Source organism: Nocardia seriolae NBRC 15557, from assembly GCF_007990715.1.
GTDB classification, from domain to species: domain Bacteria; phylum Actinomycetota; class Actinomycetes; order Mycobacteriales; family Mycobacteriaceae; genus Nocardia; species Nocardia seriolae.
The window spans coordinates 17,003-42,294 of record NZ_BJWY01000058.1; the positions used below are offsets into that span (position 1 = coordinate 17,003).

26 protein-coding genes are annotated in these 25,292 nt (G+C 68.2%); 15 read left to right on the top strand and 11 right to left on the bottom strand.

The features are described from left to right. Positions 1 to 386: 386 nt before the first annotated feature. The 3 genes from NS2_RS18585 to coaD all read left to right on the top strand — a co-directional run bounded on the left by NS2_RS18585 (position 387) and on the right by coaD (position 4,899). On the top strand, positions 387 to 3,791 hold the full coding sequence (locus NS2_RS18585; protein WP_147207228.1) for a pyruvate carboxylase: 3,405 nt from the start codon (positions 387 to 389) through the stop codon (positions 3,789 to 3,791). Then, on the top strand, positions 3,788 to 4,345 hold the full coding sequence (gene rsmD, locus NS2_RS18590) for a 16S rRNA (guanine(966)-N(2))-methyltransferase RsmD (protein WP_033088738.1): 558 nt from the start codon (positions 3,788 to 3,790) through the stop codon (positions 4,343 to 4,345). The genes NS2_RS18585 and rsmD overlap by 4 nt, the downstream gene beginning before the upstream one ends. A 65-nt stretch (positions 4,346 to 4,410) precedes the next feature. Continuing rightward, on the top strand, positions 4,411 to 4,899 hold the full coding sequence (gene coaD / locus NS2_RS18595) for a pantetheine-phosphate adenylyltransferase (RefSeq protein ID WP_033088739.1): 489 nt from the start codon (positions 4,411 to 4,413) through the stop codon (positions 4,897 to 4,899). A gap of 83 nt (positions 4,900 to 4,982) precedes the next feature. On the opposite strand, the gene NS2_RS18600 is transcribed toward coaD, so the two are convergent. Both NS2_RS18600 and NS2_RS18605 read right to left on the bottom strand, forming a co-directional pair. After that, positions 4,983 to 5,972, bottom strand: coding sequence for a putative endonuclease domain-containing protein (locus tag NS2_RS18600; RefSeq protein ID WP_145961801.1), 990 nt, complete (start codon positions 5,970 to 5,972; stop codon positions 4,983 to 4,985). Between the two features lie 270 nt (positions 5,973 to 6,242). Further along, a complete protein-coding gene (locus NS2_RS18605) occupies positions 6,243 to 6,761 on the bottom strand; it encodes a GtrA family protein (RefSeq protein WP_033088740.1) in 519 nt (172 codons plus the stop codon). A 268-nt stretch (positions 6,762 to 7,029) separates the two neighbouring features. Between NS2_RS18605 and NS2_RS18610 the strand changes: the two genes are divergently transcribed. The 6 genes from NS2_RS18610 to NS2_RS18635 all read left to right on the top strand — a co-directional run bounded on the left by NS2_RS18610 (position 7,030) and on the right by NS2_RS18635 (position 11,073). Then, positions 7,030 to 7,776 carry a polarized growth protein Scy-related protein gene (locus tag NS2_RS18610; protein ID WP_033088741.1) on the top strand — a complete coding sequence of 249 codons (747 nt, stop codon included), beginning with the start codon at positions 7,030 to 7,032 and terminating at the stop codon, positions 7,774 to 7,776. 106 nt (positions 7,777 to 7,882) lie between these two features. After that, positions 7,883 to 8,542: a YceD family protein gene (locus NS2_RS18615; RefSeq protein WP_155239838.1), complete on the top strand. Its 660-nt coding sequence runs from the start codon at positions 7,883 to 7,885 to the stop codon at positions 8,540 to 8,542. A gap of 2 nt (positions 8,543 to 8,544) precedes the next feature. Next, complete coding sequence (gene rpmF, locus NS2_RS18620) at positions 8,545 to 8,727, top strand: 50S ribosomal protein L32 (RefSeq protein WP_033088742.1); 183 nt, start codon at positions 8,545 to 8,547, stop codon at positions 8,725 to 8,727. 17 nt (positions 8,728 to 8,744) lie between these two features. Continuing rightward, positions 8,745 to 9,515, top strand: coding sequence for a ribonuclease III (gene rnc, locus NS2_RS18625; RefSeq protein ID WP_033088743.1), 771 nt, complete (start codon positions 8,745 to 8,747; stop codon positions 9,513 to 9,515). Beyond that, entirely contained in the window at positions 9,516 to 10,373 is an 858-nt protein-coding gene (mutM, locus tag NS2_RS18630; RefSeq protein ID WP_033088744.1) for a bifunctional DNA-formamidopyrimidine glycosylase/DNA-(apurinic or apyrimidinic site) lyase, read from the top strand. A 118-nt stretch (positions 10,374 to 10,491) separates the two neighbouring features. Continuing rightward, a complete protein-coding gene (locus tag NS2_RS18635) occupies positions 10,492 to 11,073 on the top strand; it encodes a dihydrofolate reductase family protein (protein ID WP_033088745.1) in 582 nt (193 codons plus the stop codon). Here the strand turns inward: NS2_RS18635 and NS2_RS18640 are convergent. The 6 genes from NS2_RS18640 to NS2_RS18665 all read right to left on the bottom strand — a co-directional run bounded on the left by NS2_RS18640 (position 11,070) and on the right by NS2_RS18665 (position 15,202). Further along, on the bottom strand, positions 11,070 to 11,522 hold the full coding sequence (locus NS2_RS18640) for a DUF350 domain-containing protein (protein ID WP_033088746.1): 453 nt from the start codon (positions 11,520 to 11,522) through the stop codon (positions 11,070 to 11,072). The genes NS2_RS18635 and NS2_RS18640 overlap by 4 nt on opposite strands. Before the next feature lie 33 nt (positions 11,523 to 11,555). Continuing rightward, positions 11,556 to 12,719 carry a glutathionylspermidine synthase family protein gene (locus NS2_RS18645; protein ID WP_033088747.1) on the bottom strand — a complete coding sequence of 388 codons (1,164 nt, stop codon included), beginning with the start codon at positions 12,717 to 12,719 and terminating at the stop codon, positions 11,556 to 11,558. Next, positions 12,719 to 13,714 (bottom strand): hypothetical protein, encoded by a 996-nt coding sequence (locus NS2_RS37605; RefSeq protein WP_228102455.1) that lies wholly within the window; start codon positions 13,712 to 13,714, stop codon positions 12,719 to 12,721. Before NS2_RS37605 ends, NS2_RS18645 begins: the two co-directional genes overlap by 1 nt. Positions 13,715 to 13,742: 28 nt before the next feature. Further along, positions 13,743 to 14,024 carry an acylphosphatase gene (locus NS2_RS18655; RefSeq protein ID WP_033088748.1) on the bottom strand — a complete coding sequence of 94 codons (282 nt, stop codon included), beginning with the start codon at positions 14,022 to 14,024 and terminating at the stop codon, positions 13,743 to 13,745. Further along, positions 14,021 to 14,473: an OsmC family protein gene (locus NS2_RS18660; RefSeq protein ID WP_033088749.1), complete on the bottom strand. Its 453-nt coding sequence runs from the start codon at positions 14,471 to 14,473 to the stop codon at positions 14,021 to 14,023. Before NS2_RS18660 ends, NS2_RS18655 begins: the two co-directional genes overlap by 4 nt. 69 nt (positions 14,474 to 14,542) lie before the next feature. After that, entirely contained in the window at positions 14,543 to 15,202 is a 660-nt protein-coding gene (locus tag NS2_RS18665; protein WP_147207229.1) for an HAD family hydrolase, read from the bottom strand. Between the two features lie 115 nt (positions 15,203 to 15,317). Between NS2_RS18665 and NS2_RS18670 the strand changes: the two genes are divergently transcribed. Further along, positions 15,318 to 15,644 carry a hypothetical protein gene (locus NS2_RS18670; RefSeq protein ID WP_045438161.1) on the top strand — a complete coding sequence of 109 codons (327 nt, stop codon included), beginning with the start codon at positions 15,318 to 15,320 and terminating at the stop codon, positions 15,642 to 15,644. A gap of 46 nt (positions 15,645 to 15,690) precedes the next feature. Here NS2_RS18670 and NS2_RS18675 read toward each other — a convergent pair whose 3' ends face one another. The 3 genes from NS2_RS18675 to NS2_RS36125 are packed head-to-tail and all read right to left on the bottom strand — an operon-like array spanning position 15,691 to position 19,075. Next, the gene (locus tag NS2_RS18675) at positions 15,691 to 16,392 is read right to left on the bottom strand and encodes a response regulator (protein ID WP_033088752.1); all 702 of its coding nucleotides are present in this window, start codon (positions 16,390 to 16,392) and stop codon (positions 15,691 to 15,693) included. Continuing rightward, positions 16,389 to 18,926, bottom strand: a complete 2,538-nt coding sequence (locus tag NS2_RS18680; protein ID WP_052086615.1) for a DUF4118 domain-containing protein — start codon at positions 18,924 to 18,926, stop codon at positions 16,389 to 16,391. The genes NS2_RS18675 and NS2_RS18680 overlap by 4 nt, the downstream gene beginning before the upstream one ends. Continuing rightward, positions 18,923 to 19,075 carry a hypothetical protein gene (locus tag NS2_RS36125; protein ID WP_155239837.1) on the bottom strand — a complete coding sequence of 51 codons (153 nt, stop codon included), beginning with the start codon at positions 19,073 to 19,075 and terminating at the stop codon, positions 18,923 to 18,925. Before NS2_RS36125 ends, NS2_RS18680 begins: the two co-directional genes overlap by 4 nt. Before the next feature lie 202 nt (positions 19,076 to 19,277). Here NS2_RS36125 and NS2_RS18685 point away from each other — a divergent pair, with 202 nt between their 5' ends. From NS2_RS18685 to kdpB, 5 genes are all read left to right on the top strand, one after another. Further along, positions 19,278 to 21,080, top strand: coding sequence for a serine/threonine-protein kinase (locus NS2_RS18685; protein ID WP_197707902.1), 1,803 nt, complete (start codon positions 19,278 to 19,280; stop codon positions 21,078 to 21,080). Between the two features lie 193 nt (positions 21,081 to 21,273). Then, entirely contained in the window at positions 21,274 to 21,384 is a 111-nt protein-coding gene (locus NS2_RS37610; RefSeq protein ID WP_228102454.1) for a potassium-transporting ATPase, read from the top strand. Next, the gene (gene kdpF, locus NS2_RS37615) at positions 21,381 to 21,467 is read left to right on the top strand and encodes a K(+)-transporting ATPase subunit F (protein WP_103557258.1); all 87 of its coding nucleotides are present in this window, start codon (positions 21,381 to 21,383) and stop codon (positions 21,465 to 21,467) included. The genes NS2_RS37610 and kdpF overlap by 4 nt, the downstream gene beginning before the upstream one ends. Continuing rightward, complete coding sequence (gene kdpA / locus NS2_RS18700) at positions 21,468 to 23,144, top strand: potassium-transporting ATPase subunit KdpA (protein ID WP_033088754.1); 1,677 nt, start codon at positions 21,468 to 21,470, stop codon at positions 23,142 to 23,144. Continuing rightward, positions 23,141 to 25,288 (top strand): potassium-transporting ATPase subunit KdpB, encoded by a 2,148-nt coding sequence (kdpB, locus tag NS2_RS18705; RefSeq protein ID WP_033088755.1) that lies wholly within the window; start codon positions 23,141 to 23,143, stop codon positions 25,286 to 25,288. Before kdpA ends, kdpB begins: the two co-directional genes overlap by 4 nt. Positions 25,289 to 25,292: the final 4 nt, after the last annotated feature.

Consider the following 25,292-nt stretch of genomic DNA (forward strand, 5'->3'; position numbering starts at 1 on the left):
CGACTGCGCACCCGAGCATATGTCACCGCCGACGGCGACGGTCGGAGGACCTCCGCGATAGCGGGGACGACCTCCTCGGACCGGGTTTTACCGTCGCCCAACACTTCTCGCGCGGCATCGGAAATCCGGGCTGTGGCATCGGACACGATCGCGCGGCGATCCGGACGCGGGCACGTCTCGACCCGTGGGACGCACCCCGGCGGGCCGGTACGCCACTCTGCTTAGCAAGTCGGCGAATTCCGTGGTCGCGGGCCCACAACCCTCACCGGCAGGCATGTATCGCGGTGATTAACACAAATTCGCAACCGCCATGTCCGGCCTGTGAAGATTGCACCGAACGGGACTTCGATGCCCGAACCGTATCCGCGGGCAGGTACCTTCTACGCATGTTCTCCAAAGTCCTGGTCGCCAACCGCGGCGAGATCGCCATTCGCGCCTTCCGCGCGGCCTACGAACTCGGCATCGGCACCGTCGCGGTCTTTCCGTACGAGGACCGCAACTCCGTGCACCGGCTCAAGGCCGACGAGGCCTACCAGATCGGCGAGCCCGGACACCCGGTGCGGGCGTACCTGTCGATCGAGGAGATCATCAAGGCCGCCAAGACCGCCGGCGCGGACGCCATCTACCCGGGCTACGGCTTCCTCTCGGAGAACCCGGACCTGGCCGCCGCCTGCGCCCGCGAGGGCATCACCTTCATCGGGCCCGCCGCGCAGGTGCTGGAACTGACCGGTAACAAGGCGCGCGCCATCGCCGCCGCCAAGGCCGCCGGACTGCCGGTGCTGCGGTCGAGCGAACCGTCCTCGGACGTGGACGCGCTCGTGGCCGCCGCCGAGGACATGGAATTCCCGCTCTTCGTCAAGGCCGTCGCCGGCGGTGGCGGGCGCGGCATGCGGCGCGTCGCCGATCCGGCCCAGCTGCGCGAGTCCATCGAGGCCGCCGCGCGCGAGGCCGAATCCGCCTTCGGCGACCCGACCGTGTTCCTCGAGCAGGCGGTGGTCAACCCCCGCCACATCGAGGTGCAGATCCTGGCCGACCAGCACGGCAATGTCATCCACCTCTACGAGCGCGACTGCTCGCTGCAGCGTCGCCACCAGAAGGTGATCGAGCTAGCGCCCGCCCCGAACCTGGATCCCGCACTGCGCGACCGCATCTGCGCCGACGCGGTGGCCTTCGCCGAGGAGATCGGCTACTCCTGCGCGGGCACTGTGGAATTCCTGCTCGACGAGCGCGGCAATCACGTGTTCATCGAGATGAATCCGCGAATCCAGGTGGAGCACACGGTGACCGAGGAGATCACCGATGTCGACCTGGTGCAGTCGCAACTGCGCATCGCGGCGGGGGAGAGCCTGGCCGATCTGGGCCTGAGCCAGGACGCCATTCGCATTCGCGGCGCGGCGCTGCAGTGCCGCATCACCACCGAGGACCCGGCCAACGGCTTCCGGCCCGACACCGGCCGCATCACCGGCTACCGCTCGCCGGGCGGCGCGGGCGTGCGCCTGGACGGCGGGGCCAATGTCGGTGCGGAGGTCGGGGCCTACTTCGACTCCATGCTGGTCAAACTGACCTGCCGCGGACGCGATTTCGCCACCGCGGTGGCGCGGGCCCGGCGCGCGGTCGCCGAATTCCGCATCCGCGGCGTGACGACCAATATCCCGTTCCTGATGGCGGTGCTCGACGACCCGGACTTCCGCGCGGGCAAGGTCACCACCTCGTTCATCGACGAGCGCCCGCAACTGCTCACGCTCAAGAGCTCGGCCGACCGCGGCACCAAGATCCTGCAGTACCTGGCCGACGTCACCGTCAACAAGCCGCACGGCTCGCGCCCGACCAAGGTGTACCCGCACGACAAGCTCCCCGCCCTCGACATGACCGTGCCGCCGCCGCCCGGATCCCGGCAGCGGCTGCTGGAACTCGGGCCCGAAGGCTTCGCGCAGTGGCTGCGCAATCGCGAGGGGGTGGCCGTCACCGACACCACCTTCCGCGACGCGCACCAGTCGCTGCTGGCCACCCGGGTGCGCACCAACGGCCTGCTCGATGTGGCCGGGCACGTGGCGCGCATGACGCCCGAGCTGCTGTCCATCGAATGCTGGGGCGGCGCGACCTACGACGTGGCGCTGCGCTTCCTGTTCGAGGACCCGTGGGAGCGCCTGGCCGCGCTGCGCGAGGCCGTGCCGAACATCAACCTGCAGATGCTGCTGCGCGGCCGCAATACCGTCGGCTACACGCCGTACCCGGAGAAGGTCACGCGCGCTTTCGTTTCCGAGGCCACCGCGACCGGCATCGACATCTTCCGCATCTTCGACGCGCTCAACAATGTCGACCAGATGCGCCCGGCCATCGACGCAGTCCGCGAAACCGGCACGGCGCTGGCCGAAGTCGCGCTGTCCTACACCGGCGACCTGTCCAACCCGAACGAGAACCTCTACACCCTCGACTACTACCTCAAGCTCGCCGAGGAGATCGTGGATGCCGGGGCGCACGTCATCGGCATCAAGGACATGGCCGGGCTGTGGCGCGCGCCCGCCGCGCACACCCTGGTCAGCGCGCTGCGCCGGGAATTCGACCTGCCCGTGCACGTGCACACCCACGACACCCCGGGCGGTCAGCTGGCCACCTACTTCGCGGCCTGGCAGGCCGGGGCGGACGCGGTGGACGGGGCGTCGGCACCCATGGCGGGCACCACTTCCCAGCCCGCGCTCTCGGCCATCGTCGCGGCGGCGGCGAATTCGCCCTACGACACCGGGCTGAACCTGCAGAACGTGTGCGACCTGGAGCCGTACTGGGAGGCGCTGCGAAAGGTGTACGCGCCCTTCGAATCCGGGCTGCCGGGCCCGACCGGGCGCGTCTACCACCACGAGATTCCGGGCGGTCAGCTGTCGAACCTGCGCCAGCAGGCCATCGCGCTCGGACTGGGCGACCAGTTCGAGGAGGTGGAGGCCAAATACGCGGCCGCGGACCGGCTGCTGGGCCGACTGGTCAAGGTCACCCCGTCCTCCAAGGTGGTCGGCGACCTGGCGCTGGCGCTGGTCGGATCCGGCGTCCACGTGGACGACTTCGCCGCCGACCCGGGCCGCTACGACATCCCGGACTCGGTGATCGGTTTCCTGCGTGGCGAACTCGGCACCCCGGCCGGTGGCTGGCCCGAGCCGTTCCGCAGCCGGGCGCTGGCCGGGCGCGGTACCGCCAAGCCGGAAACCCAGCTGACCGCCGCCGACGAGGCCGGACTGAACGGCGGCTCCGGTGAGCGGCGCGCCACCCTCAACCGACTGCTGTTCCCCGGCCCCGCCGCCGAATTCCTGGCCCACCGCGAGAAATTCGGCGACACCACCGGGCTCTCGGCCAACCAGTTCTTCTACGGTCTGCGCCACGACGAGGAACACCACGTCCAGCTGGACAAGGGCGTCACGCTGCTCATCGGCCTGGAGGCCATCTCCGAGCCCGACGAGCGCGGCATGCGCACGGTCATGTGCATCCTCAACGGGCAGCTGCGCCCGATCACGGTGCGCGACCGCTCCATCGCCAGCGAGATCCCCGCCGCCGAGAAGGCCGACAAGACCAACGCGGGCCACATCGCGGCCCCGTTCGCCGGTGTGGTGACCCTCGCTGTCTCCGAAGGCGATTCGGTCTGCGCCGGCGACACCATCGGCACCATCGAGGCCATGAAGATGGAGGCCGCCATCACCGCCCCGCGCGCGGGCACCGTCCGCCGCGTGGCCATCGCCAAGGTGCAGCAGGTGGAAGGCGGCGACCTGCTGGTCGACGTCAACCTCAACGAGGCCGCCGCCGAATGACCCGAATCGTGGCAGGTACCGCCGGGGGCCGACGCCTACGCGTCCCCCCGGCGGGCACCCGCCCCACCTCCGACCGGGTCCGCGAGGCGTTGTTCTCGTTGCTGCACGCCCGCATGGACTTCGACGGCCTGCACGTCCTCGACCTCTACGCCGGTTCCGGCGCCCTGGCCCTGGAAGCCCTGTCCCGCGGCGCATCCCACGCCCTCCTGGTCGAATCCGACCGCAAGGCAGCCGCCATCATCCGCGGCAACATCGGCGACCTGGGCCTCCCCGGCGCCGAACTCCGCCAGAACTCGGTAACCAGCGTCCTGTCCGGCCCACCCCCCGAACGCTACGACCTCGTCTTCTCCGACCCGCCCTACGCCCTCGAGGTCGCCGACGTCGAATCCGACCTCCGAGCCCTGGCCGACAACGGCTGGCTCCACGAAGACGCTCTCATCGTGGTCGAGCGTTCTACCCGCTCACCCGAGATCACCTGGCCCGAGGGCTACTCCCACCTCCGCTCCCGCGACTACGGCGAAACCCGCATCGACCTGGCCGAATTCGTGGGGTAACGGCTCGAATCCTCCGGCCGGGGCCGAGCGGTGGTCGCGCCGGTGGGATGGGGTAGCGTGCGGCCATGGCTGGAGCAATCTGCCCGGGGTCGTTCGACCCGGTGACCAACGGACATGTCGATGTGATCGCGCGTGCCGCCGAGCAATTCGACGAGGTGGTGGTGACCGTGGTGGTGAATCCGAACAAGCAGGGGATGTTCACCGTCGACGAGCGCATGGAGCTGATTCGGGAGGTGACCGCGCATCTGCCCAATGTGCGGGTGGAGTCCTGGCGCGGGCTGCTGGTGGACTTCGCCAAGCAGGAGGGGATCAGTGCCATCGTCAAGGGGATTCGTGACGCCACCGACTTCGGGTACGAGTTCCAGATGGCTCAGATGAACCACAAACTCACCGGCGTGGACACCTATTTCATTGTCACCAATCCGCTCTACGGCTTCGTCTCCAGTTCGCTGGTCAAGGAGGTCGCCTCCTACGGCGGCGACATCTCCGACCTGCTGCCGCCGGCTGTCCACAAGCGGCTGCTCGCGCGCATCGCCGAACGCAAGCAGGGCTGAGGTGGAACGCGAGTAGCCCGAATCCGCGAGGCCGCAACCCCATACGGCCTCGCGGATGTCGTGCTCGCGGCCGGGCGCCGCGCTCATAGGGCGCGGATCGCGAGGCTGCGGGGTTCCGGGGCGGGGGCGGGTTCGATCCGGCCGTCGGGTCGGCGGCGGGTGCTCAGGGCATTGCGCAGGTGCTGGGCGGGGGTGCCTCTGACCAGGTCGTCCCAGGTCCAGCGGATCACCTCGAAACCCAAAGTGCGCAGGTAGGTTTCGCGGGTTCGTTCGCGGTGCACCAGGGTTGCGAGATCCTGGCCGGGGCGCAGCAGCCGACCGTATTCCGTGGGGCCGTCGAACTCGCAGATCACACCGGCGGACTCGTAGTAGAAGTCCACGCGCCCCACGAATCGCCCGTCCGGAGTGAACACATTCCCCTGCGAGCGCGGCAGCGGCAGCGCGCCCCGATGAATCATGATGCGGCTCAGCGATTCCCCGATGCTCTGACTCCGGCCGTCGAGCATCGTCAGTACTTGCTTCGCCTGATTGATTCCGTACCGTCCCTTGGCTCGCCCGAGTTCCTCGGCGAGTTCGGCCGGGCCGAGTCCGAAGCTGCCGACGAGTGCGTCACCCGCGACCACCGCGGCCTCGAACGGCAGCGTAAGGGCCAGATCCACCACCGTCCGAGCCGGTGTGGTGACCAGTAGCCCACCGATCTCCACCGCCGAATCCACCGGCGACCCATGCACTTTCGCGAACTCTCTGACTCGCCCGCCCCCGCGCCGATTGCGCGTGACGCACACCCGCTCCAGCGGCGCGCGCCAGAGCGTCGTGTTGTACAACACCGCCGCCGACTGATGACTCACCACCGTCCCCGCCGCCATCTCCGGCACCACCGCCCGAATCATCCGCCGATGCGACTCCCGCCGCCCGAAGGCCGAAGCACCCGCCGATTCCCGCCCGCCGCCCCGCTTCGCGCCGCACCCCTCGCCCGGCGCGCGCCGGGATCTTCTTGCCGCCCACTGCCTGCCGTCGCCCGCGGCCTGCTCCGGCTCCGCGGTGTGCACGGAGGTCCCCGCGTCGGCGGTCATCGGCCCTCCCCTCGCGGGCGTTGCGGGCGGCGGGGGCGGATGCATGATCCGCATGCTCGCGACGGTGGGCGTTGCGGGCGTGGGGCGGTGTTATCGCGCCGTCCGCCGAGGCATCCGCGCCAACGGTCCATGTCGAACCCCTTTCTTCGTTCGGATGTCTACTTGGACGCGGACATGCCGAGGTGGGTTCCGCACTTCGCGGAAACGACGAAACCTCGCACCGGGTGCCGGATTTCGGTCCGGCGGGCGCGAGGTTTCGCAGGGGACGGGTCAGAACACCCAGAGGCGCAGGGTGAGGAAGCGCATGGTGCCGACGGCGGCGGTAATGGCCAGCACGGCAAGGGCTTCGGAGATATCGCCGAGACCGGGGGCGGTGACCTCCAGGATGGCCAGCGCGCCGGAGGTGATGGCCAGCCCGGCCAGCGCCAGCGCGCCGCCCTCCAATTGCGCTGTGTACCAGCGCACCCGGTCGGCGGCCTGGAAGGTGAGGCGGCGGTGCAGTTCATTGGCCACAGCGGTGCTGACGATGGACCCGGCCAGATTCGCGATCTGCGGGCCGCCGCCGTAGAGCGCGAGGAACAGCAGAATGTAGCCGACATTGCTCAAACCGCCGACCAGCGCGAATCTGATCAGCTGGGCCAGCGCGGTTTCGCCGCGGCGCAGCCAGGTGCCGAGCGTGGCCGGGCCCTGGGTCACCAGTGCGTACAGGGCCCGGGAGCCATCGGCATAGGTGTTCACCAGAACCGGCATGGGCATCGTCGCCCGCTGCGAGATCTCGAGGACCGCCATCGTCTTTCCCCATCCGAACACGTCGGTGTCGACCTGTTCCCACCGAAATCATTCCCGGCGAACATCTCTGACCGACACCTTCTTGCCTATCAAAGGTAACACGAAGTGGAGTCGTTTCCTCCACTTGTTTTTGTGGTCTGTGAAACAGCCCATGTTTCGGAAAACCCGCGACACGCCGTGTCGGACCTTGTTGACAGCGCTGAGATTGGCAGACTGGCTTGCAGCGGAGAGTCTCGCCGTGAGTCCTGGCAGGAGAGTGGGGTAGCACATGTACCGGGTATTCGAAGCGCTCGACGAACTGGTGGCCATCATCGAAGAGGCCCGCGGCATTCCACCGACCCGCAACTGCATCGTGCCGCGCGGCGAGGTCCTCGAACTGCTCGACGATGTCCGCGACGCGCTGCCCGGCGAACTCGACGACGCCCAGGACGTGCTGGATCACCGCGACAAGATCGTCACCGACGCCCGCACCGGCGCCGAGACCACCGTCAAGACCGCGAACGAGCAAGCGCACCACACGGTTACCTCCGCCCGCGACGAGGCCGATCGCATCCTCGCCGACGCCAAGGCGCACGCCGACCGCATGGTCGCCGAGGCCCGCGCCCACGCCGAGCACCTGGTCGCCTCCGCCGAGGAGGAGGCCGAGCGCACCGTCGCCGATGGCCAGCAGGAATACGACACCCTCACCGGCCGCGCCCGCGCCGAGGCCGACCGCCTGGCCGCCGCGGGCCAGGCCTCCTACGACCGCTCGGTCGCCGACGGCAAGGCCGAACAGGAACGCCTGGTCTCCCAGGCCGAGGTGGTCCGCGCCGCCCACACCGAATCCGCGCGCCTGATCGACAATGCCCAGGCCGACTCCGACCGCCTGCGCCAGGAGTGCGACGACTACGTCGACGGCAAGCTCGCCGACTTCGAGGAGACCCTGAGCAGCACCCTGCGCATCGTCGGCCGCGGCCGACACCAGGTGCGTTCCGGTACGTCCGTCCCGGATTACGCCTCGGAGTTCCGCCGCTGAATCAGCAACGGACAGCCCCGCTTCGACCCGTTTGGGTCGCGAGCGGGGCTTTCGGTATTGTGGTGTGGTTGCCCATTCCCCCATCCAGCGTGAGGTGAGTTCCTTAATGCCTGCCGATTCCGGTAAGCCTTCGCGTCATCGTCATCAGGCGGTCGACGCGGGTTTCGTGCTGGATGTACGCAGTCTCGGGCGCGCGCCGGGGTCGATGAAGCAGCGGCAGCGGACATTCACCACCGAGAAGCGGATCGGGCTCGACCTGGTCGCCATCCCGGTGGGCGCCGAGATCGATATGGATCTCACGCTGCAGTCGGTGTCCGAGGGCGTGCTCGTCATGGGCACCGTCACCGCTCCCATCGAGGGCGAGTGCTCGCGCTGCCTCGAATCGTTCACCGACGAGATCGAATTGCAGCTCACCGAGCTGTTCGCCTACCCGGACAGCGCGACCGAGCAGACCACCGAGGAAGACGAGATCCACCGTCTCGTCGACGACATGATCGACCTCGAACCGGTCGTCGTGGACGCCGTCGGCCTGGAGCTTCCGCTGCAGCCGCTGTGCGAGCCGGACTGCGCCGGTTTGTGCCCGGAATGCGGCGTCAGGATGGCGATTGCGGGTTCCGGCCACGGTCATGAGATACTTGACCCTCGCTGGGCCGGGCTCGCCAATTTCAACGCTGAGTCCCCCGACGCAGACACTGTGTCGGACCCATCAACCGATTCCACCCTTGCGGGACACAACGGTGCCGCAAGTAAGACAGAGGAGAGCTAGTCGTGGCCGTTCCGAAGCGCCGGATGTCCCGTGCCAACACCCACGCGCGTCGCAGCCAGTGGAAGGCCACCGCGCCGACCCTGATCACCTGCCCGAACCGCGCCTGCGGCCAGCAGACCCTGCCGCACATCGCGTGCCCCTCCTGCGGCACCTACAAGGGCCGTCAGGTCACCTCCGCGATCTGATTCGCGTTCAGCCGACCGTGACCGCCAGCAAGGATGCGGCGGGTTCCACCGCCGTAGGTGATGCAGCCGACCACGCCAGCCTGCTCGAGGCACTGGGCGTGGACGTACAACCGGGGCTTCTGCGCTTAGCGCTGACGCATCGGTCGTACGCCTACGAGAACGGTGGCCTGCCGACCAACGAGCGCCTGGAATTCCTGGGCGATTCGGTGCTCGGACTGAGCATTACCGAGCGCCTCTATCTCGAGCACCCGGACAAGTCCGAGGGTGAGTTGGCGAAGCTGCGCGCGAGCGTGGTCAATATGCACGCGCTGGCCGAGGTGGCCCGCGGTCTCGGGGCCGGCGGTCTCGGCCGCCATCTCCTGCTCGGCAAGGGCGAGGAGCTCACCGGCGGCCGCGACAAGCCGAGCATTCTCGCCGACGGCATGGAGTCGCTGCTGGGTGCGGTGCACCTGGAGCACGGCATCGATGTGGCACGCAGCGTCGTGCTGCGGCTGTTCGCCGAACTGCTCGAGCGCGGTCCCCGCATGGGGGCCGGGCTCGACTGGAAGACCAGCCTGCAGGAGTTGACCGCCGAGCGCGGCATCGGCGTGCCCAGTTACGAGATCACCTCCACCGGACCCGACCACGACAAGGAGTTCACCGCTACCGCGGTGATCGGTGGAAACGGTTACGGCCAGGGGGTGGGCCGCTCCAAGAAGGAAGCGGAACAGAAGGCCGCGGGCGCGGCCTACAAGGCGTTGCACGCCGAGAACGCGCCCGAGGGTTCGGCTGACGGCTCCAAGAGCTAGATGCCCGAACTTCCCGAGGTCGAAGTCGTCCGGCGCGGGCTCACCGAGCATGTGGTGGGCCGCGTCCTGGACCGGGTGACCGTCAAGCATCCGCGCTCGGTGCGCCGCCACGAACTCGGCGGAGACGATCTCGCCGCTCGATTGACCGGTCTGCGCGTCGAGAACGCGCAGCGGCGGGGCAAATTCCTGTGGCTCACCTTCGATGAGCCCGATACCTCTCTCGTCGTGCATCTCGGCATGTCCGGGCAGATGCTGGTGCAGCCCGCGACCGCGCTGCTGGAGAAGCACGCGCACATCATCGCCGCCCTCGACGACGGGAACGAACTGCGGTTCGTGGACCAGCGCACCTTCGGCGGCTGGATGCTCTCGGATCTGGTCGAGGTGGACGGCACCTGGGTGCCCGAGTCCGCGGCGCACATCGCGCGCGACCCGCTGGATTCGCTCTTCGACGCCGATGCCGTCGTGAAGACATTGCGCGGCAAGCAGTCCGAGATCAAACGGCTACTGCTGGATCAGACCGTGGTGTCCGGGGTCGGCAATATCTACGCCGATGAGGCGCTGTGGCGGGCCAGGATCCACGGTGAGCGCCCTGCCGCCAAGCTGACCAAGCCCGCGCTGCACTCTCTGCTCGTCGAGACGCAGCACGTGATGGGTGAGGCACTCCAGGCCGGAGGCACCTCCTTCGATGCCCTCTACGTCAACGTGAACGGGCAATCCGGGTACTTCGAACGCTCGCTCAACGCCTACGGGCGCGAGGACGAGCCCTGCCGCCGCTGCGGCGCGATCATGCGCCGGGAGAAGTTCATGAACCGTTCGTCTTTCTCCTGCCCGCGCTGCCAGCCCCGCCCGCGCGGCTGAGACCAGCGGGTTTTCTTCCTTTCCCGGTCCGCCCGGCGGAACGAGACCTCCCTATCGGCGGCTGCGGCGCGCTACCTTTTTCAGTAGCGGCATGCGTTGTGCCGCCTGGAGGAAACTGATGCGCAAACTGACTTACTTCGTCTCGGCCACCATCGACGGATTCATCGCCACCGATGCGGGCTCGGTCGACTTCTTCCCGGTCGGGGGTGACCACGGGCCGGCGATCATCGCGCAGTATCCCGAGACCCTGCCGACCAAGGTTCGTCAGGTCTTGGGCGTCGACAAACCCTGCCAGAACTTCGACACCGTCATCATGGGCCGCAAGACCCACGACTTCGGCGTCCGCACCGGCACTTCCAGCCCGTATGCGCACCTGCGCCAGTTCGTGGTGTCCACCACGCTGCCGGAGAACCCGGCCCCGGATGTGGAATTGATCTCCGCCGATCCCCTGGAACGGGTGCGGGAACTCAAGCGCGAGAAGGGACTCGGCATCTGGCTGTGCGGCGGCGGCGAGCTCGCCCAGACCCTCATGCCGGAGATCGACCAGGTGTTCCTGAAGCTCTACCCGATCGTGCTCGGGCACGGCCGCCCGCTGTTCGGCACGGGCGCGCGCCTGCCCGAGCCCACCAGGTTCCGGGTGATCACCAGCCGCGTGTTCGAGGACGGCGTGGCCTTCATCAAGTACGGGCGCGTCCGCTAGAGGATCGCGACCGCCACCACCAGGCCGATGGCGATGTGGGCGGCGGAGATGACCACGGACTCGGTGCGGAACTCCGGGTTCTTCAGCACCGTGCCGATATCGATGCCGAGCACGAACGCGATGACCCGCACCGAGATCACCTGCGCCACAATGCCGACCAGCCCGTACACCGAGGCGGCGATCAGGCCCTCGGAGAGCCTGCCCGCCTGCGCGAAGATGGCCAGCACCACGATCAGCGCCATGCTGACCATGGCGGCCGCGCTGACGACGATGGCATTGGGCATGCCGCGCGCCACCAGGGCGCGCAGGTTGCCGGGCGTGGTCCAGTCCACGGCCTGGAAGCCGATGAGCATCAGCGCCAGGCCGAGCAGGGCGTAGAGCACGATCGCGCCCACGCCGCGGCCGAGGGAATGCCAATAGCCCGCTTCGAGTGCGAGAGTCGTCGTCATCGGTGATCCTCCGGGTCGGGGTGAATCAGTGGCCTATTGCGGAATTCGGTGCGGGACGAAGGTGGAGCTGTCATCGGTGATGAGGCCGACGGTCTCCCGGATGCCCAGTCCCGCGGACGTGTCGCCCACGATCCAAGCACCCAGTACCGGCCGCATGCCGTCGAATTCGGGCAGCGGGTCCAGCAATTGGTAGACGTAGCCCTCTTCGCCGTAGACGCCGCCGGTGGCGGTCTCCAGGCTCGCGCCGACGATGGTCATGTTCGCGCCCTCGCGGCCCAGTTTGGGCTTGCGGATGTACTCGGTGAGCTCGTGCGGGTCGTCGAGGTAGGCGGGCAGCAGGTTGGGGTGGCCCGGGTACATCTCCCACAGCACGGCCAGGATGGCCTTGTTGGACAGCAGGGTCTTCCAGAGCGGTTCGATCCACGCGGTTTCCGGCAGCGAGGACACCACGCGCTTGCCGAAGTCGTCGTCCAGGGCCCATTCCCACGGGTACAGCTTGAAGATGGCCTCGATGGGCGCCTCGGCCAGATCCACGAAACGGCCCAGCTCGGTGTCGAATCCGACCTCCTCGATGGGCAGGGCGACGGTGTCGAAACCGGCCTCGGCGGCGGTCTCCTGCATATAGGCGGTGGTGACATTGTCCTCACCGGAGGCGTCCGCGCTGGACCAGGAGAAGTGCAACTGACTGCCCGGCAGGGTGTCGCGCAGCTCGCCCCAGCGCTCGACCAGCTTCTCGTGCAGGGAGTTCCACTGGTCGTCGTCGGGGTGGGTGTCGGTCAGCCAGTGCCACTGCACGATTGCCGCCTCCAGCAGGGAGGTGGGCGTATCGGCGTTGTACTCCAGCAGTTTCGCCGGGCCGCGGCCGTCGTAGCGCAGGTCGAAGCGGCCGTAGACGTGCGGGTCGGAGCGGTGCCAGGACTTGGTGATGGGCTCCCAACTCCACTGCGGCAGACCGAAATCCGCGAAACGCTCGGTCAGCACCACCTGTTCGACGGCGTGCAGGCACATGGTGTGCAGCACCTCGACCTGGGCCTCCATGGCCAGGATCTCGTCCATGTCGAACTCGTAGTGCACCGATTCGTCCCAGTAGGGCCGGGGCTGACCGTTCGCGTACTGCCCGGGCGAGCCGTAGACCAGGCCCTGACCCTCGATGATCCGCTGCCAGCCCGGCCGCGGAGCGCTGCGCACTCGCCGCACTAAGAACCTCCACTACCCTTGACTTTCGCGCCGAGTCCGCCGCGCTGAATCGTGCTGCCGCTCTTGGTCTTCACCGTCGCACCCGACGGCGCACTGATGCTGCCCCCGGTCGGCGCGCGGCCGATGGTGCCGGTGCCGCCGTAGTAATAGCGGTACGAGTGCCCCGCCAGGAAGAAGAAGCCCGGGTGAATCCCGCTGTCTCCCCGGCTCGTCGCGTCCGAGCAGTAGTTGTCCGGAACCACGATCTCCTGATTGTCCTGCGTGGCGGTGACACTCTGACCGTTCCCGGTGGGCACCGTTTCGCCCTTGTTGGCCACCACCGTGCAATAGGCGGTCACCTCGGGTCCGCTCCACGCCTCGGCCACCAGGTACCCGCCGCCCACCAGCGCCGCGATCCCCACCACGGCCGCGCCGCCGATGAGCACCCGCTTCTTCTTGCGCCGCTTGGCCTCCGCCGCCTCGGCCTCGGCTCGCTCCTGGTCCTCGGCCCGCTTGCGAGCCTTCTCCCGGGCCCGCGCCTCGGCCACCGTCGGCGGCCGCGGCTGCGTGATCCCGGCTTCCTGCGTGGTCATGGTCCCGCGCCGCGGCGGCGCGTCCGCCACCGGCAATACCGGCTCCGCGGGCTCCGATGACGGCCCGGGCATGCCGAATCCGGCCGGGCCGGGCGCGGCAGCGAAATCGGCGGGCAACGGCAACGTCGGCTGGATTTCACCCGGTTGACCCGGGCTCGGCGTGGATTCGAACGGGCCGGGCGTATCGAACCCGAGGGTGGGCTCGTTGCCGGTGGGTTGGGAATCGGCCGGGAATTGCACGGTCGGTTCGTTGCCGCCGTCCGTGGGCGGGACGGGGTCGTCCTCCGGGTACGGGGGCAGGGGGTGGTGTTCGTAGCCCGGGTGGGCGGGATCGGTTGGGGTGGTTTGGGATTCGGCAGGGTGTTCGGGGTCGGGCGCGGGACGGTTCGGGGGGTTCGGGCCGGTAGGGCGGTCTGTGGGCATTGGTCGACTCCGTGGGCTTGCCGCTCGCTTAGCGTTCTTCGAATCCTGACATGCCGCCCTGGGCGGTGTTCCAGTCTTCCACCACCAGGTTTACCCGGCCCGGTGTTGTACCGGAACGTAGCAGTTCGAGCAGGGTTTCGCAGCGATCGCGGGGTCCTTCGGCCACAACGTGTACGCGGCCGTCGCGGTGATTGCGGGCGTAGCCGGTCAGGCCCAGCTCCAGGGCGCGCGAGCGGGTCCACCAGCGGAAGCCGACACCCTGGACAGAGCCGTGCACCCAGGCACTGAGCCGGACCGGGGTAGTGCTCATTCGTCGATGCGGAAGCTGAGGTTCACGGTGGTGCCGGCCTTGAGAGTACGGCCCACGGTGCACACCTTGTCGATGGCGCGCTGCGCGGCCACCAGCAGTCGCTGGCGCGACTCCTCGTCGAGCGCGGACAGGTCGAGCTCGAATTCCTCGGTGAGCTCCGGGTACACCTCGTTCTCGCGGTCGGCGTCGCCGGAGACGTGCACGGTGGCGTCGAAATTCTCGCCCAGCCGCCGCGCGAGGGTGAAGTCGGCGCTGAGCCCGGAGCAGCCCGCGAGCGCGATCTTCAGCAGCTCACCCGGGGTGAACGCGCCCGGCACGCCCGCCGATGCGATGAGCACCTCGCCGCCGCGGTTGTTGCGGCCGGTGTAGGCGCGGGTGCCGGTGCGTTCGGCCCACAGCTTGACCGGGTCGGTGGCGGCGGTCTGCGGTGCGGCGGTCTGTTCGGACATAGGAAGATCCTCCCATTGAGTCACCCGGGACAACCATCTGGTTGCCGCTCGTTCGGAACACCGCCGTGGTCAGCCGAATTCCGCCATCAACTCCGGTGTGACGTCCTTCAGACTGTCGGCGACGTAGGCCGCGAGGGTGATCGCGTCCACCGCGGGCGGGTATTTGGGATGCGGCACCGCGATCACGGTCATCCCCGCCGCGTGCGCCGCCCGCAGCCCGTTGCTGGAATCCTCGATGGCCACACAGTCGTCCGGGACGATCCCGAGCCGGACGGCGGCCTCGAGATAACCGTCGGGCGCGGGCTTGCCGCGCGCCACCTCCTCGGTCGACACCGTCGCGGCGCACAACTCGGCAACTCCCATGTGCGCGAGCACCACATCGATGAGCCGCCGCGGCGAGGAACTGGCCAGCCCCAGCGTGTAGCTCCCCGACAGCCGCCGCACGGTCTCGGCCGCCCCCGGCATGAGCGGCAGATGCCCGGCATACCGCGCGGCCATCCGCCCGATCACATCCTCGGCCACCTCCTCGGGAGTCCGCCGCCCATCGAGCAGATCCCTGCTCGTGTACTCCGCCCATTCGGCCGTACTCATCCCCATGAACCGATCCTGGGTGTCGGCCAGCCACCGCCCACCCAACTCGCCGATGTACTCCCGCCGCACCTCCTCCCAAATGGGTTCGGTGTCGATGAGTACCCCATCCATATCGAAAACGATCGCGGCGACAGACATGGCTCCAATCGTCCACTGACCGGGATCGGGGATCGGAACCGGGTCGCGCTGTTCCGTGGGTGGGTTAGCGTCCGAGTGGAAGACCTGTTGCGGCAAGTGAATACCGAGGTGGACCGTGGGCGCGGTGACCGATATCTATGATCAGGAGCTGGTCGGGGATTTCCATGTGACGGCCGAGCTCACGAAGACGGCCGTCTACGCGATCCAGTTCTCGATGGCACGGCGCGCGCAGGAGCCGCGGGAGGATCTCACCTCGCTCATCCGGGCGGGCGACTTCGGCGGAAAGGCCATGTCGGACCTGGAGTTCGGGAGCTTCTTCACCCAGCTGGTGATTGCGGGCAACGACACCACCAAGAGGGGCGGGTGTTCTTCGAGGAACTGCTGGCCCGCTTCCCGAAACTGGAACAGACCGGCGACGCGCGCCGGATCCGTTCCAATCTGAACAACGGCCTCGAGCCGCTGCCGCTGCGCATGACGCGCTGACGGGATTACGCCTGGAAGCGGTAGCCCATGCCCGCTTCGGTGAGCAGGTGTTTGGGCTGGGAGGGGTCGTCCTCGAGTTTGCGGCGGAGTTGGGCGAGATAGACGCGCAGGTAATGGGTTTCGGTGGCGTAGGACGGGCCCCAGACCTCGCGGAGGAGTTCGCGGCGGCCGACCAGTTTGCCCTTGTTGCGGACCAGCATTTCCAGCACGCCCCATTCGGTGGGGGTGAGGTGGACGTCGTGGCCGTGGCGGACGACCTTCTTCGCCGCGAGATCGACGGTGAAGGAACCGGTTTCGATGATCGGCTCGGCGGCGTCGGCGGTATTGGCCGAGCGGCGCACGGCGGCGCGCAGGCGGGCCAGCAGCTCGTCCATGCCGAAGGGCTTGGTGACGTAGTCGTCGGCACCCGCGTCGAGGGCCTCGACCTTGTCCGAGGAGTCGGTGCGGGCCGAGAGCACGATCACCGGTGCGGTGGACCAGCCGCGCAGGCCCGCGAGCACCTCGATGCCGTCCATATCGGGCAGGCCGAGATCGAGAATGATGACGTCGGGGTGCTTCTCGGCGGCCGCGCGCAAGGCCGCGGCCCCATTGGACGCGGTGGTCACCGCGTAGCCGCGGACCGACAGATTGATGCGCAGGGCGCGCAGGATCTGTGGTTCGTCATCGACCACGAGCACTTTGGTCGGCGCTGCGGCCGCGTTCGTCACCCGTTCTCCTCTTCCGTGCTCGCGTGCTCACTGCCGGAAAGCTCAGTATCGCCCGCGGGCAGATCGATCACCATTGTCAAACCGCCGCCCGGAGTCGGCTCCGCGTGCACGGCGCCGTCCGTGGCGTCCACGAAACCGCGCACCACCGACAGGCCCAGGCCCACGCCGGTGGAGGTGTCGCGGTCGCCGAGCCGCTGGAACGGCTCGAACAATTGATCCTCCAGGCCGGTCGGTACTCCAGGACCCGTATCGACCACGGTAACGGCCACTCGCTTCCCGAACTGCTCCGCGGCCACCCGCACCACCGAATCGCGGGGGGAGTAGCGGGCGGCATTGTCGATGAGATTGGCCAGGACCCGTTCCAGCAGACCGGGATCCGCGCGCACCGACACCGCGTCGACGTCCACCTTGACCCGGTCCATGGTGGTGCGGCGCATGCCGCGGGTGCCCATGCCCATGAGCGCGTGATGCACCACCTCGTCCAGGTACACCTTGCGCACCTGCGGCTTGATCACCCCGACCGCCAGCCGCGAGGAATCGAGCAGATTGCCGACCAGCCCGGTCAGCTGATCCACCGATTCCTCGATGGTCTCCAGCAGTTCGGCGGTGTCCTCGGGCGAGAACTCGACATCGTCGCTGCGCAGGCTGGACACCGCCGCCTTGGCCGCGGCCAGTGGGGTGCGCAGGTCGTGGCTGACCGCCGAGAGCAGTGCGCGGCGCAGCTTGTCGGCCTCCATGACCGCCTGCGCGGCGCTGGCCTCCTCCTGCAATTGGGTCTGATGCACAAGTCCGGCTGCCTGATTCGCGACCGCCCCCAGCACGAGGCGGTCTCCCGAGGTCACGGGACGCCCTCGCAGGAGCAGCCAGTGCATGTCATCGCCTGCCTCCAATGCGGTGAGGGAGTCGTCGACCTTCGACGGCGGGTCCTCGCCCGCCGAGGCGACCACCCCGTCGTCGGTGATCAGGCTGACCGCCTCCTGGCCGTAGGTCTCGCGGGCGCGTGCGAGCAGATCCTGCAGAGCCGCGCCGTGCAGCACCGAGCCGGCGAACAGGGCGAGCAGCTCGGCCTGGCGAGAAGCCTTGCGCGCCTCGAGGGTTCGCTTGGCCGCCACATCCACCAGCGCCGCCACCGCCACCGCCACGAACAGCAGCACGACGATGGTGAGGAAGTTGTCGAGCTGGTCGATGGTGAGGCTGTAGCGCGGATCGGTGAAGAACCAGTTCAGCAGGACGCCCGACAGGATCGCCGACAGCGCCGCCGGGGCTACGCCGCCGAGCAGCGAGACCGCGATGACGCCGATGAAGAACAGGGCGCTCTCACCGCTGAGATCCAGCAGCCGGTCGAGCCAGAAGTAGATGACCGCGCAGATCGCCGAGGGCACCAGGAACGCCGCGGACCAGGAACCCACCTTGCGCTCGCCCCGGGTCAGTGAGGACCAGCGGAAGCCGCCGCCCTTGTTGGATTCCTCGTGGGTCACCATGTGCACGTCGATCTTGCCGGACTCCTGCACCACGGTCGCGCCGATGCCCTCGTCGAGCATTCGTGCCCAGCGTGAGCGCCGGGAGGTGCCGAGCACCAGCTGGGTGGCGTTCACCTGGCGCGCGAAATCCAGTAGCGCCGTGGGCACGTCCTCGCCGGTGACGGTGTGCAGGCTGGCGTCGAGGCTGGTGGCCAGATCGCGCAGGCGGCCCAGGCGCTGCGCCGACACCCCGGCCAGGCCGTCGCCGCGCACGATGTGCAGCACGATCAGTTCGGCGCTGGACTTGGCGGCGATGCGGCTGGCGCGGCGCACGATGGTCTCGGATTCCGGGCCGCCGGTCACCGCCACCACCACGCGCTCGCGCGCCTCCCAGGTCTTGGTGATCTTGTGGTCCGCGCGGTATTTGGCGAGGGCGGCGTCCACCTGATCGGCCAGCCACAGCAGCGCGAGTTCGCGCAGCGCGGTCAGATTGCCGGGGCGGAAGTAGTTGCGCAGCGCCGCGTCGACCTTCTCGGCGGCGTAGACGTTGCCGTGGGACATTCTGCGCCGCAAGGCTTCCGGTGTGATGTCCACCAGCTCGACCTGGTCGGCGGAGCGAACCACCCAGTCCGGCACGGTTTCCCGCTGCACCACACCGGTGATCTGCTCGACCACGTCATTGAGGCTCTCCAGGTGCTGCACATTGACCGTGGACACCACGTCGATGCCCGCGTCCAGCAGTTCCTGCACGTCCTGCCAGCGCTTCTCGTGCTTGCTGCCCGGAACGTTGGTGTGCGCCAGCTCGTCGACCAGCACCACCGCGGGGTGGCGTCGCAGCACGGCCTCGGTATCCAGCTCGGGCATGGTGGTGCCGCGGTACTCGATCATCTTGGGCGGGATGCGCTCGATGCCGCCGAGCAGCTCGGCGGTCTTGTTGCGGCCGTGGGACTCGACGACCGCGGCTACCACGTCACGCCCGCGCTCCAGTCGCCGATGCGCTTCGGAGAGCATCGCGTATGTCTTGCCCACGCCGGGGGCAGCGCCGAGGTAGATCCGTAGTTGGCCGCGTTTCACTCGTCCATCATCGCGCGCGGTGCGCGGATGCCCTGCTGCGCCGTGCGGACGGTCGCGTGACGGCCTTCGGCGTCGGCCAGGACGCGCAGTATCAGCGCGCAACCGAGGAATCCGAAGATCACCATCAAGGTGACGGCGATGTGCGGCACGGCTTCTCCTTATATACGTGCGGGTGTGCGTCCGGCCGCGCGGCCGGGTCCCCACTTCATACCTCCGATGCTGGTCAGATGGCCGCTCCTGACGGTTTCTTTACGCTCGTGTCTCGCGATGTTGACAGGATCCGAGCGAGCCGCCGAATACCGACCGGTCTGAGATATCGCGGATGGGGTGCGGCGACCCTAGGCTGTCGGCGTGAGTTCCGGGCGGGCAATGGTCGACGGGCGTTTCGAGTTGATCGAGCCCCTCGGTAGCGGCGGCATGGGCACGGTCTGGCGCGCCTACGACATCGCGCTGCACCGCGAGGTGGCGCTGAAAGAAGTGCGGGCCGAGGGGGACGGGAGCTCGGCCGAGGTGCAGCGCGAGCGGGTGCTGCGCGAGGCGCGCGCCCTGGCCCGCATCACCCACCCGAATGTCGTTGCCATTCACCACATCGTGGACACGCCCGCCGAGCAGCATCCGTGGATCGTCATGGAGTTGGTGGCGGGCGGCTCGCTCGCCGACCGGCTGGATCAGGGCCCGATGTCACCGGCGCAGGCGGCGTCGATCGGCCGCGGCATCCTCGCCGGACTCCGCGCCGCCCACGCGGTCGGCGTCCTGCACCGCGACGTGAAGCCGCCGAATGTGCTGCTGCGCAGCGACGGCTCACCGGTCCTCACCGACTTCGGCATCGCCGCGGTGAACGACCTGACCGGCCTCACCTCCACCGGCAGCGTGGTCGGCTCCCTGCCCTACGTCGCCCCCGAACGCCTCCAGGGCCACGAGGGCAACCCCGCCTCCGACCTCTGGTCCCTGGGCCTGGTGATGTTCGCCGCCGTCGAGGGCTACCAGCCCATGCGCCGCGACACCGACGTCGCCACCCTGGCCGCCGTCCTCATGGGCGCGGTCCCCCAACCCCGCCAGGCCGGCCCCCTGACCCCGGTCCTGCAAGCCCTCCTGGTCCCCAACCCGGGCCACCGCCCACCCGCCGACCAGGTCGACCGCATGCTCGCCCAGGTCGCCAGCGAGATCCCCCTGGAACCGCAACCCTTCCAACAACCTTCGGCCCCCCACCCGATGGTGACCGCACCCCAGGACTTCATCCCGCCGCCGCTGCCCCAGACATTCGCCAACCCGACACAGCCGCAGGCGTTTTCGACAATCCCACAGCCGCAGGCGTTCGCGACAACCCCACAGCCGCAGGCGTTCCTGACGTCGCCACAGCCGCAGCCGTTTACGACGCAGCCGCAGACGTTCTCGACAACGCCACTGCCCCCGGGTTTCCCGGCGGCTTCGCAGCCGGGCGGCTTCACCGCGCCCCAATCGTTCTCGCCGGTCCCGAAGCCCATCGACGCCGCACCGCATCGCAATTCGCGGCCGTGGATCCTGGCGGGCGGAGCGGCGGTGCTCGCCGTCGCGGCCGTCGCCACCATCGCGCTGTGGCCTTCCTCCTCCGGCGGCGGCCAGAGCCTGCCGAATCTGCCGACCGGCCCCACCCAGCTCACCGGCATCACCCTGCCGAGCGGCATCGTCGCGCCCACCGTCATCGGGACCGCCCCCGCCGACGGCCGGTCCGGCACCGACCTGTTGACCCCCGACGCCGTCCGCAAGGCCATCACGGCCCTCGAAAAGGTCGCCGGCGGAAAGCTGTTCACCGAGACCACGATCTACCCCGAGCACATCAGCACCGGCGCCCCCGTCCCAGGCCAGCCCAATCACTACGACCAGTTCAGCTACCGCAACGGCACCGCCAAGCGCGACGGCGTAGGCGGTCAGCTCACCGGCGCCACCCTCGATCTGAGCACCATCAACTGGGACATCCTGCCCGGCCTGCTGGCCGCGGCCAAGGAGAAGCGCAACCTCCCCAACCCCACCACCCGCTACCTCATCGTCGACACCGACGGCACCTTCAGCGATGGCGCACCCCGGCTGCGCCTCTACCTCACCACCGCCTACAACGACGGCGGCTACGTCTCCGCCGCCCTCGACGGCACCATCCTGGAGACCTACGGCCGCTAGCGGGACGGCCCGAAATACCAGGCCCTGACGCTTTCTTGACGCATTCGCGCGGTATGTCGACGGCATTTGTGCGACGCGCCACACGACCATGTAAGTGGAGCGTCAATGGGGAGGTCCGGGACGCTAAGAAGGCGTAAAGGGCCTCGAAGTTGGGGTGTTCGGGCGCTTGACTCACTCCGGCGCGTCTTGGGACGTGCTTGACAGAGAGAGGTTTCGAGACATGCTCGTCGTGGTGTTCACGGTGCTGACAGTGGCGGTCTTCGCGCTGTTCGGCTTGATCCAGCGCGGGGTGGAGCGGCTGTGACGCAGAACATTATCGGTTTGGTTCTGGCCGTTGGCATTGCCGTGTATCTGGTGGCGGCGCTGCTGTACCCCGAGAGGTTCTGAGTGAGCACCACAACCGCAGGGATCCTGTTCGCGGCATCCCTGGTCATTGCGCTCGCCGCGGTGCATGTGCCCCTGGGCGACTACATGTATCGGGTTTACAGCGGCGAGAAGCATTCCAAGGCCGAGAAGGGCATCTACAAGCTGATCGGCGTGCAGCCGGGGGTCGAGATGACCTGGGCCGTGTACGCGCGCAGTGTGCTGGCGTTCTCGGCGATCAGCGTGCTGTTCCTTTTCTTTCTGCAGTTGATTCAGGGCAAGCTGCCGCTGCACCTGAATGATCCGGGCACCAAGATGACCGCGGATCTGGCGTGGAACACCGCCATCAGCTTCGTCACGAACACGAACTGGCAGAACTATGCCGGTGAGTCGACGATGGGGCATGTCGTGCAGGCCGTGGGCCTGGGCGTGCAGAACTTCGTGTCGGCGGCCGTGGGTATGGCCGTGGCGGTCGCGCTGGTGCGCGGCTTCGCCCGCCGCCACACGGGTGAGCTCGGCAATTTCTGGGTGGATCTGGTGAGGGGAACCATCCGGATTCTGTTGCCGTTCGCGTTCATCTTCGCCATCGTGCTGGTCGCGGGCGGCGTGATCCAGAACCTGCACGTGTACGACCAGGTCGCGACGACCGTGGGCAATACCGGTTCGCAAACCCTGCCGGGCGGACTGGTGGCGTCCCAGGAGGTCATCAAGGAGCTGGGCACCAACGGCGGCGGCTTCTACAACGTGAACTCCTCGCACCCGTTCGAGAACCCGACCGCGTGGACGAACTGGCTCGAGATCTTCCTGCTGCTGGTGATCAGCTTCTCGCTGCCGCGCACCTTCGGGCGCATGGTCGGCTCCAAGAAGCAGGGCTACGCCATCGCCGCGGTCATGAGCACCCTGGCGATCATCAGCCTGACGCTGACGAACCTGTTCCAGCTGCAGCACCACGGCACCGTCCCGAGTGCCATCGGCGCGTCCATGGAAGGCGTGGAAACCCGCTTCGGCGTATCGAATTCGGCGACCTTCGCCACCGCGACCACGCTCACCTCGACCGGTGCGGTGGACTCGGCGCACGACTCGTACACCAGCCTCGGCGGCATGATGACCATGTTCAACATGCAGCTCGGTGAGGTCGCGCCCGGCGGCACCGGTTCGGGCCTGTACGGCATGCTGATCCTGGCGGTCATCACCGTGTTCATCGCGGGCCTGATGGTCGGTCGCACCCCGGAATACCTGGGCAAGAAGATCACGCCGAAGGAAATCAAGCTGGCCGCGGCCTACTTCCTGATCTCGCCGCTGATCGTGCTGGTCGGTACGGCCGCCGCCATGGCGCTGCCGGGCGAGCGCGCGGGTATGGCCAACACCGGGCCGCACGGGCTCTCGGAAGTGTTGTACGCCTTCACTTCCGCGGCCAAAAACAATGGTTCGGCCTTCGCCGGTCTGTCCGGCAATACCGTGTGGTGGAACACCGCGCTGGGCCTGGCCATGGTGTTCGGCCGCTTCCTCCCCATGATCTTCGTGCTGGCCCTGGCCGGTTCGCTGGCCGGACAGGGCCACACCCCCGCCTCCGAGGGCACGCTGCCGACGCATCGCCCGCAGTTCGTGGGCCTGGTCGTGGGCGTCACCGTCATCCTGGTCGCGCTCACCTTCCTGCCCATGCTGGCGCTCGGCCCGCTCGCTGAAGGAATCCACTCATGAGCACTCCCGTAATCGATTCCGCGCCCGACGCGGAGGTGAAGCCCAAGAAGAAGGGCGTCTCCGGCGGGCTGTTCGACCCCAAGCAGATGGTCAAGTCCCTGCCGGACGCGCTGAAGAAGCTCGACCCGCGCAGCCTGTGGCGCAATCCGGTGATGCTGATCGTCGAGATCGGCGCGGTGTGGACCACCGTCCTGGCCATCGCCAAGCCGAGCTTCTTCGCCTGGGCGATCGTCGTATGGCTGTGGCTGACGGTCATTTTCGCCAACCTGGCCGAGGCCGTGGCCGAGGGCCGCGGCAAGGCGCAGGCCGACACGTTGCGAAAGGCCAAGACCGACACCGTCGCTCGTCGGCTGGTGGACTGGTCCCCGGGCGCGCGGGTGGTCGAGGAGAAGGTGGCGGCCCCGGAGCTTCAGCGCGGCGACTTCGTCGTGGTCGAGGCCGGACAGGTCATTCCTGGCGACGGCGATGTCGTGGAAGGCATTGCCTCGGTGGACGAATCGGCCATCACCGGTGAATCCGCCCCCGTCATCCGCGAATCCGGCGGTGACCGTTCGGCCGTGACCGGCGGCACCACGGTGCTGTCCGACCGCATCGTCGTCAAGATCACCCAGGAGCCGGGCGGCTCGTTCATCGACAAGATGATCGCGCTCGTCGAGGGCGCGTCGCGGCAGAAGACGCCGAACGAGATCGCGCTGAACATCCTGCTGGCCGCGCTCACCATCATCTTCGTGTTCGCGGTGGCGACCTTGCAGCCGGCGGCCATCTTCTCCAAGGCCGACAACCCTGGCGTGCCGGACAATCTGGCCCTGGACGGCGATGGCGTCACCGGCATCGTGCTGGTCTCGCTGCTGGTCTGCCTGATCCCGACCACCATCGGCGCGCTGCTGTCGGCCATCGGCATCGCCGGTATGGACCGCCTGGTGCAGCGCAATGTGCTGGCCATGTCCGGTCGTGCCGTGGAGGCCGCGGGCGACGTGAACACCCTGCTGCTGGACAAGACCGGCACCATCACCCTGGGCAACCGCCAGGCCGCGGACTTCGTGCCGATGCCGGGCATCACCGCCGACGAATTGGCCGACGCCGCACAGCTTTCCAGCCTCGCGGACGAGACCCCCGAGGGCCGCTCCATCGTGGTGTACGCCAAGCAGGCGTACAACAAGCGCGAGCGCACCCCGGGCGAGCTCACCGGCGCGACCTGGGTGGAATTCACCGCCCAGACCCGCATGTCGGGCGTGGACCTGCACGACGGGCATCAGCTGCGCAAGGGCGCGGCCTCCGCCGTCACCGAATGGGTGCGCGGCAACGGCGGCGAGGTGCCGACCGAGGTCGGCGTCGCGGTCGACGGCATCTCCGCCTCCGGCGGCACCCCGCTGGTGGTGGCGGAGATCAACAAGGGCACCGCCAAGCTGCTCGGCGTCATCCACCTCAAGGACGTCGTCAAGCAGGGCATGCGGGAACGCTTCGACGAGATGCGCCGCATGGGCATCCGCACCGTCATGATCACCGGCGACAATCCGTTGACCGCCAAGGCCATTGCCGACGAGGCGGGCGTGGACGACTTCCTCGCCGAGGCGACTCCCGAGGACAAGCTCGCGCTCATCAAGAAGGAGCAGGCCGGTGGCCGCATGGTCGCCATGACCGGTGACGGCACCAATGACGCGCCCGCGCTCGCGCAGGCCGACGTGGGTGTCGCCATGAACACCGGCACCTCCGCCGCCAAAGAGGCGGGCAATATGGTGGACCTGGATTCCGACCCGACCAAGCTGATCGAGATCGTCGAGATCGGCAAGCAGTTGCTGATCACCCGCGGTGCGCTCACCACGTTCTCGATCGCCAACGACATCGCCAAGTACTTCGCGATCATTCCCGCGCTGTTCGTGTCGATCTTCCCGGGCCTGGATCTGCTGAACATCATGCGGCTGCACTCGCCGCAGTCGGCGATCCTGTCGGCGGTCATCTTCAACGCCATCATCATCGTGGCGCTGATCCCGCTGTCGCTGCGCGGCGTGAACTACCGGCCGTCGAGCGCGTCGAAACTGTTGAGCCGCAATCTCTACATCTACGGCCTCGGCGGCATCGTCGCGCCGTTCATCGGGATCAAGCTCATCGACCTTGTCATTCAATTCTTCCCGGGGATGTCCTAATACT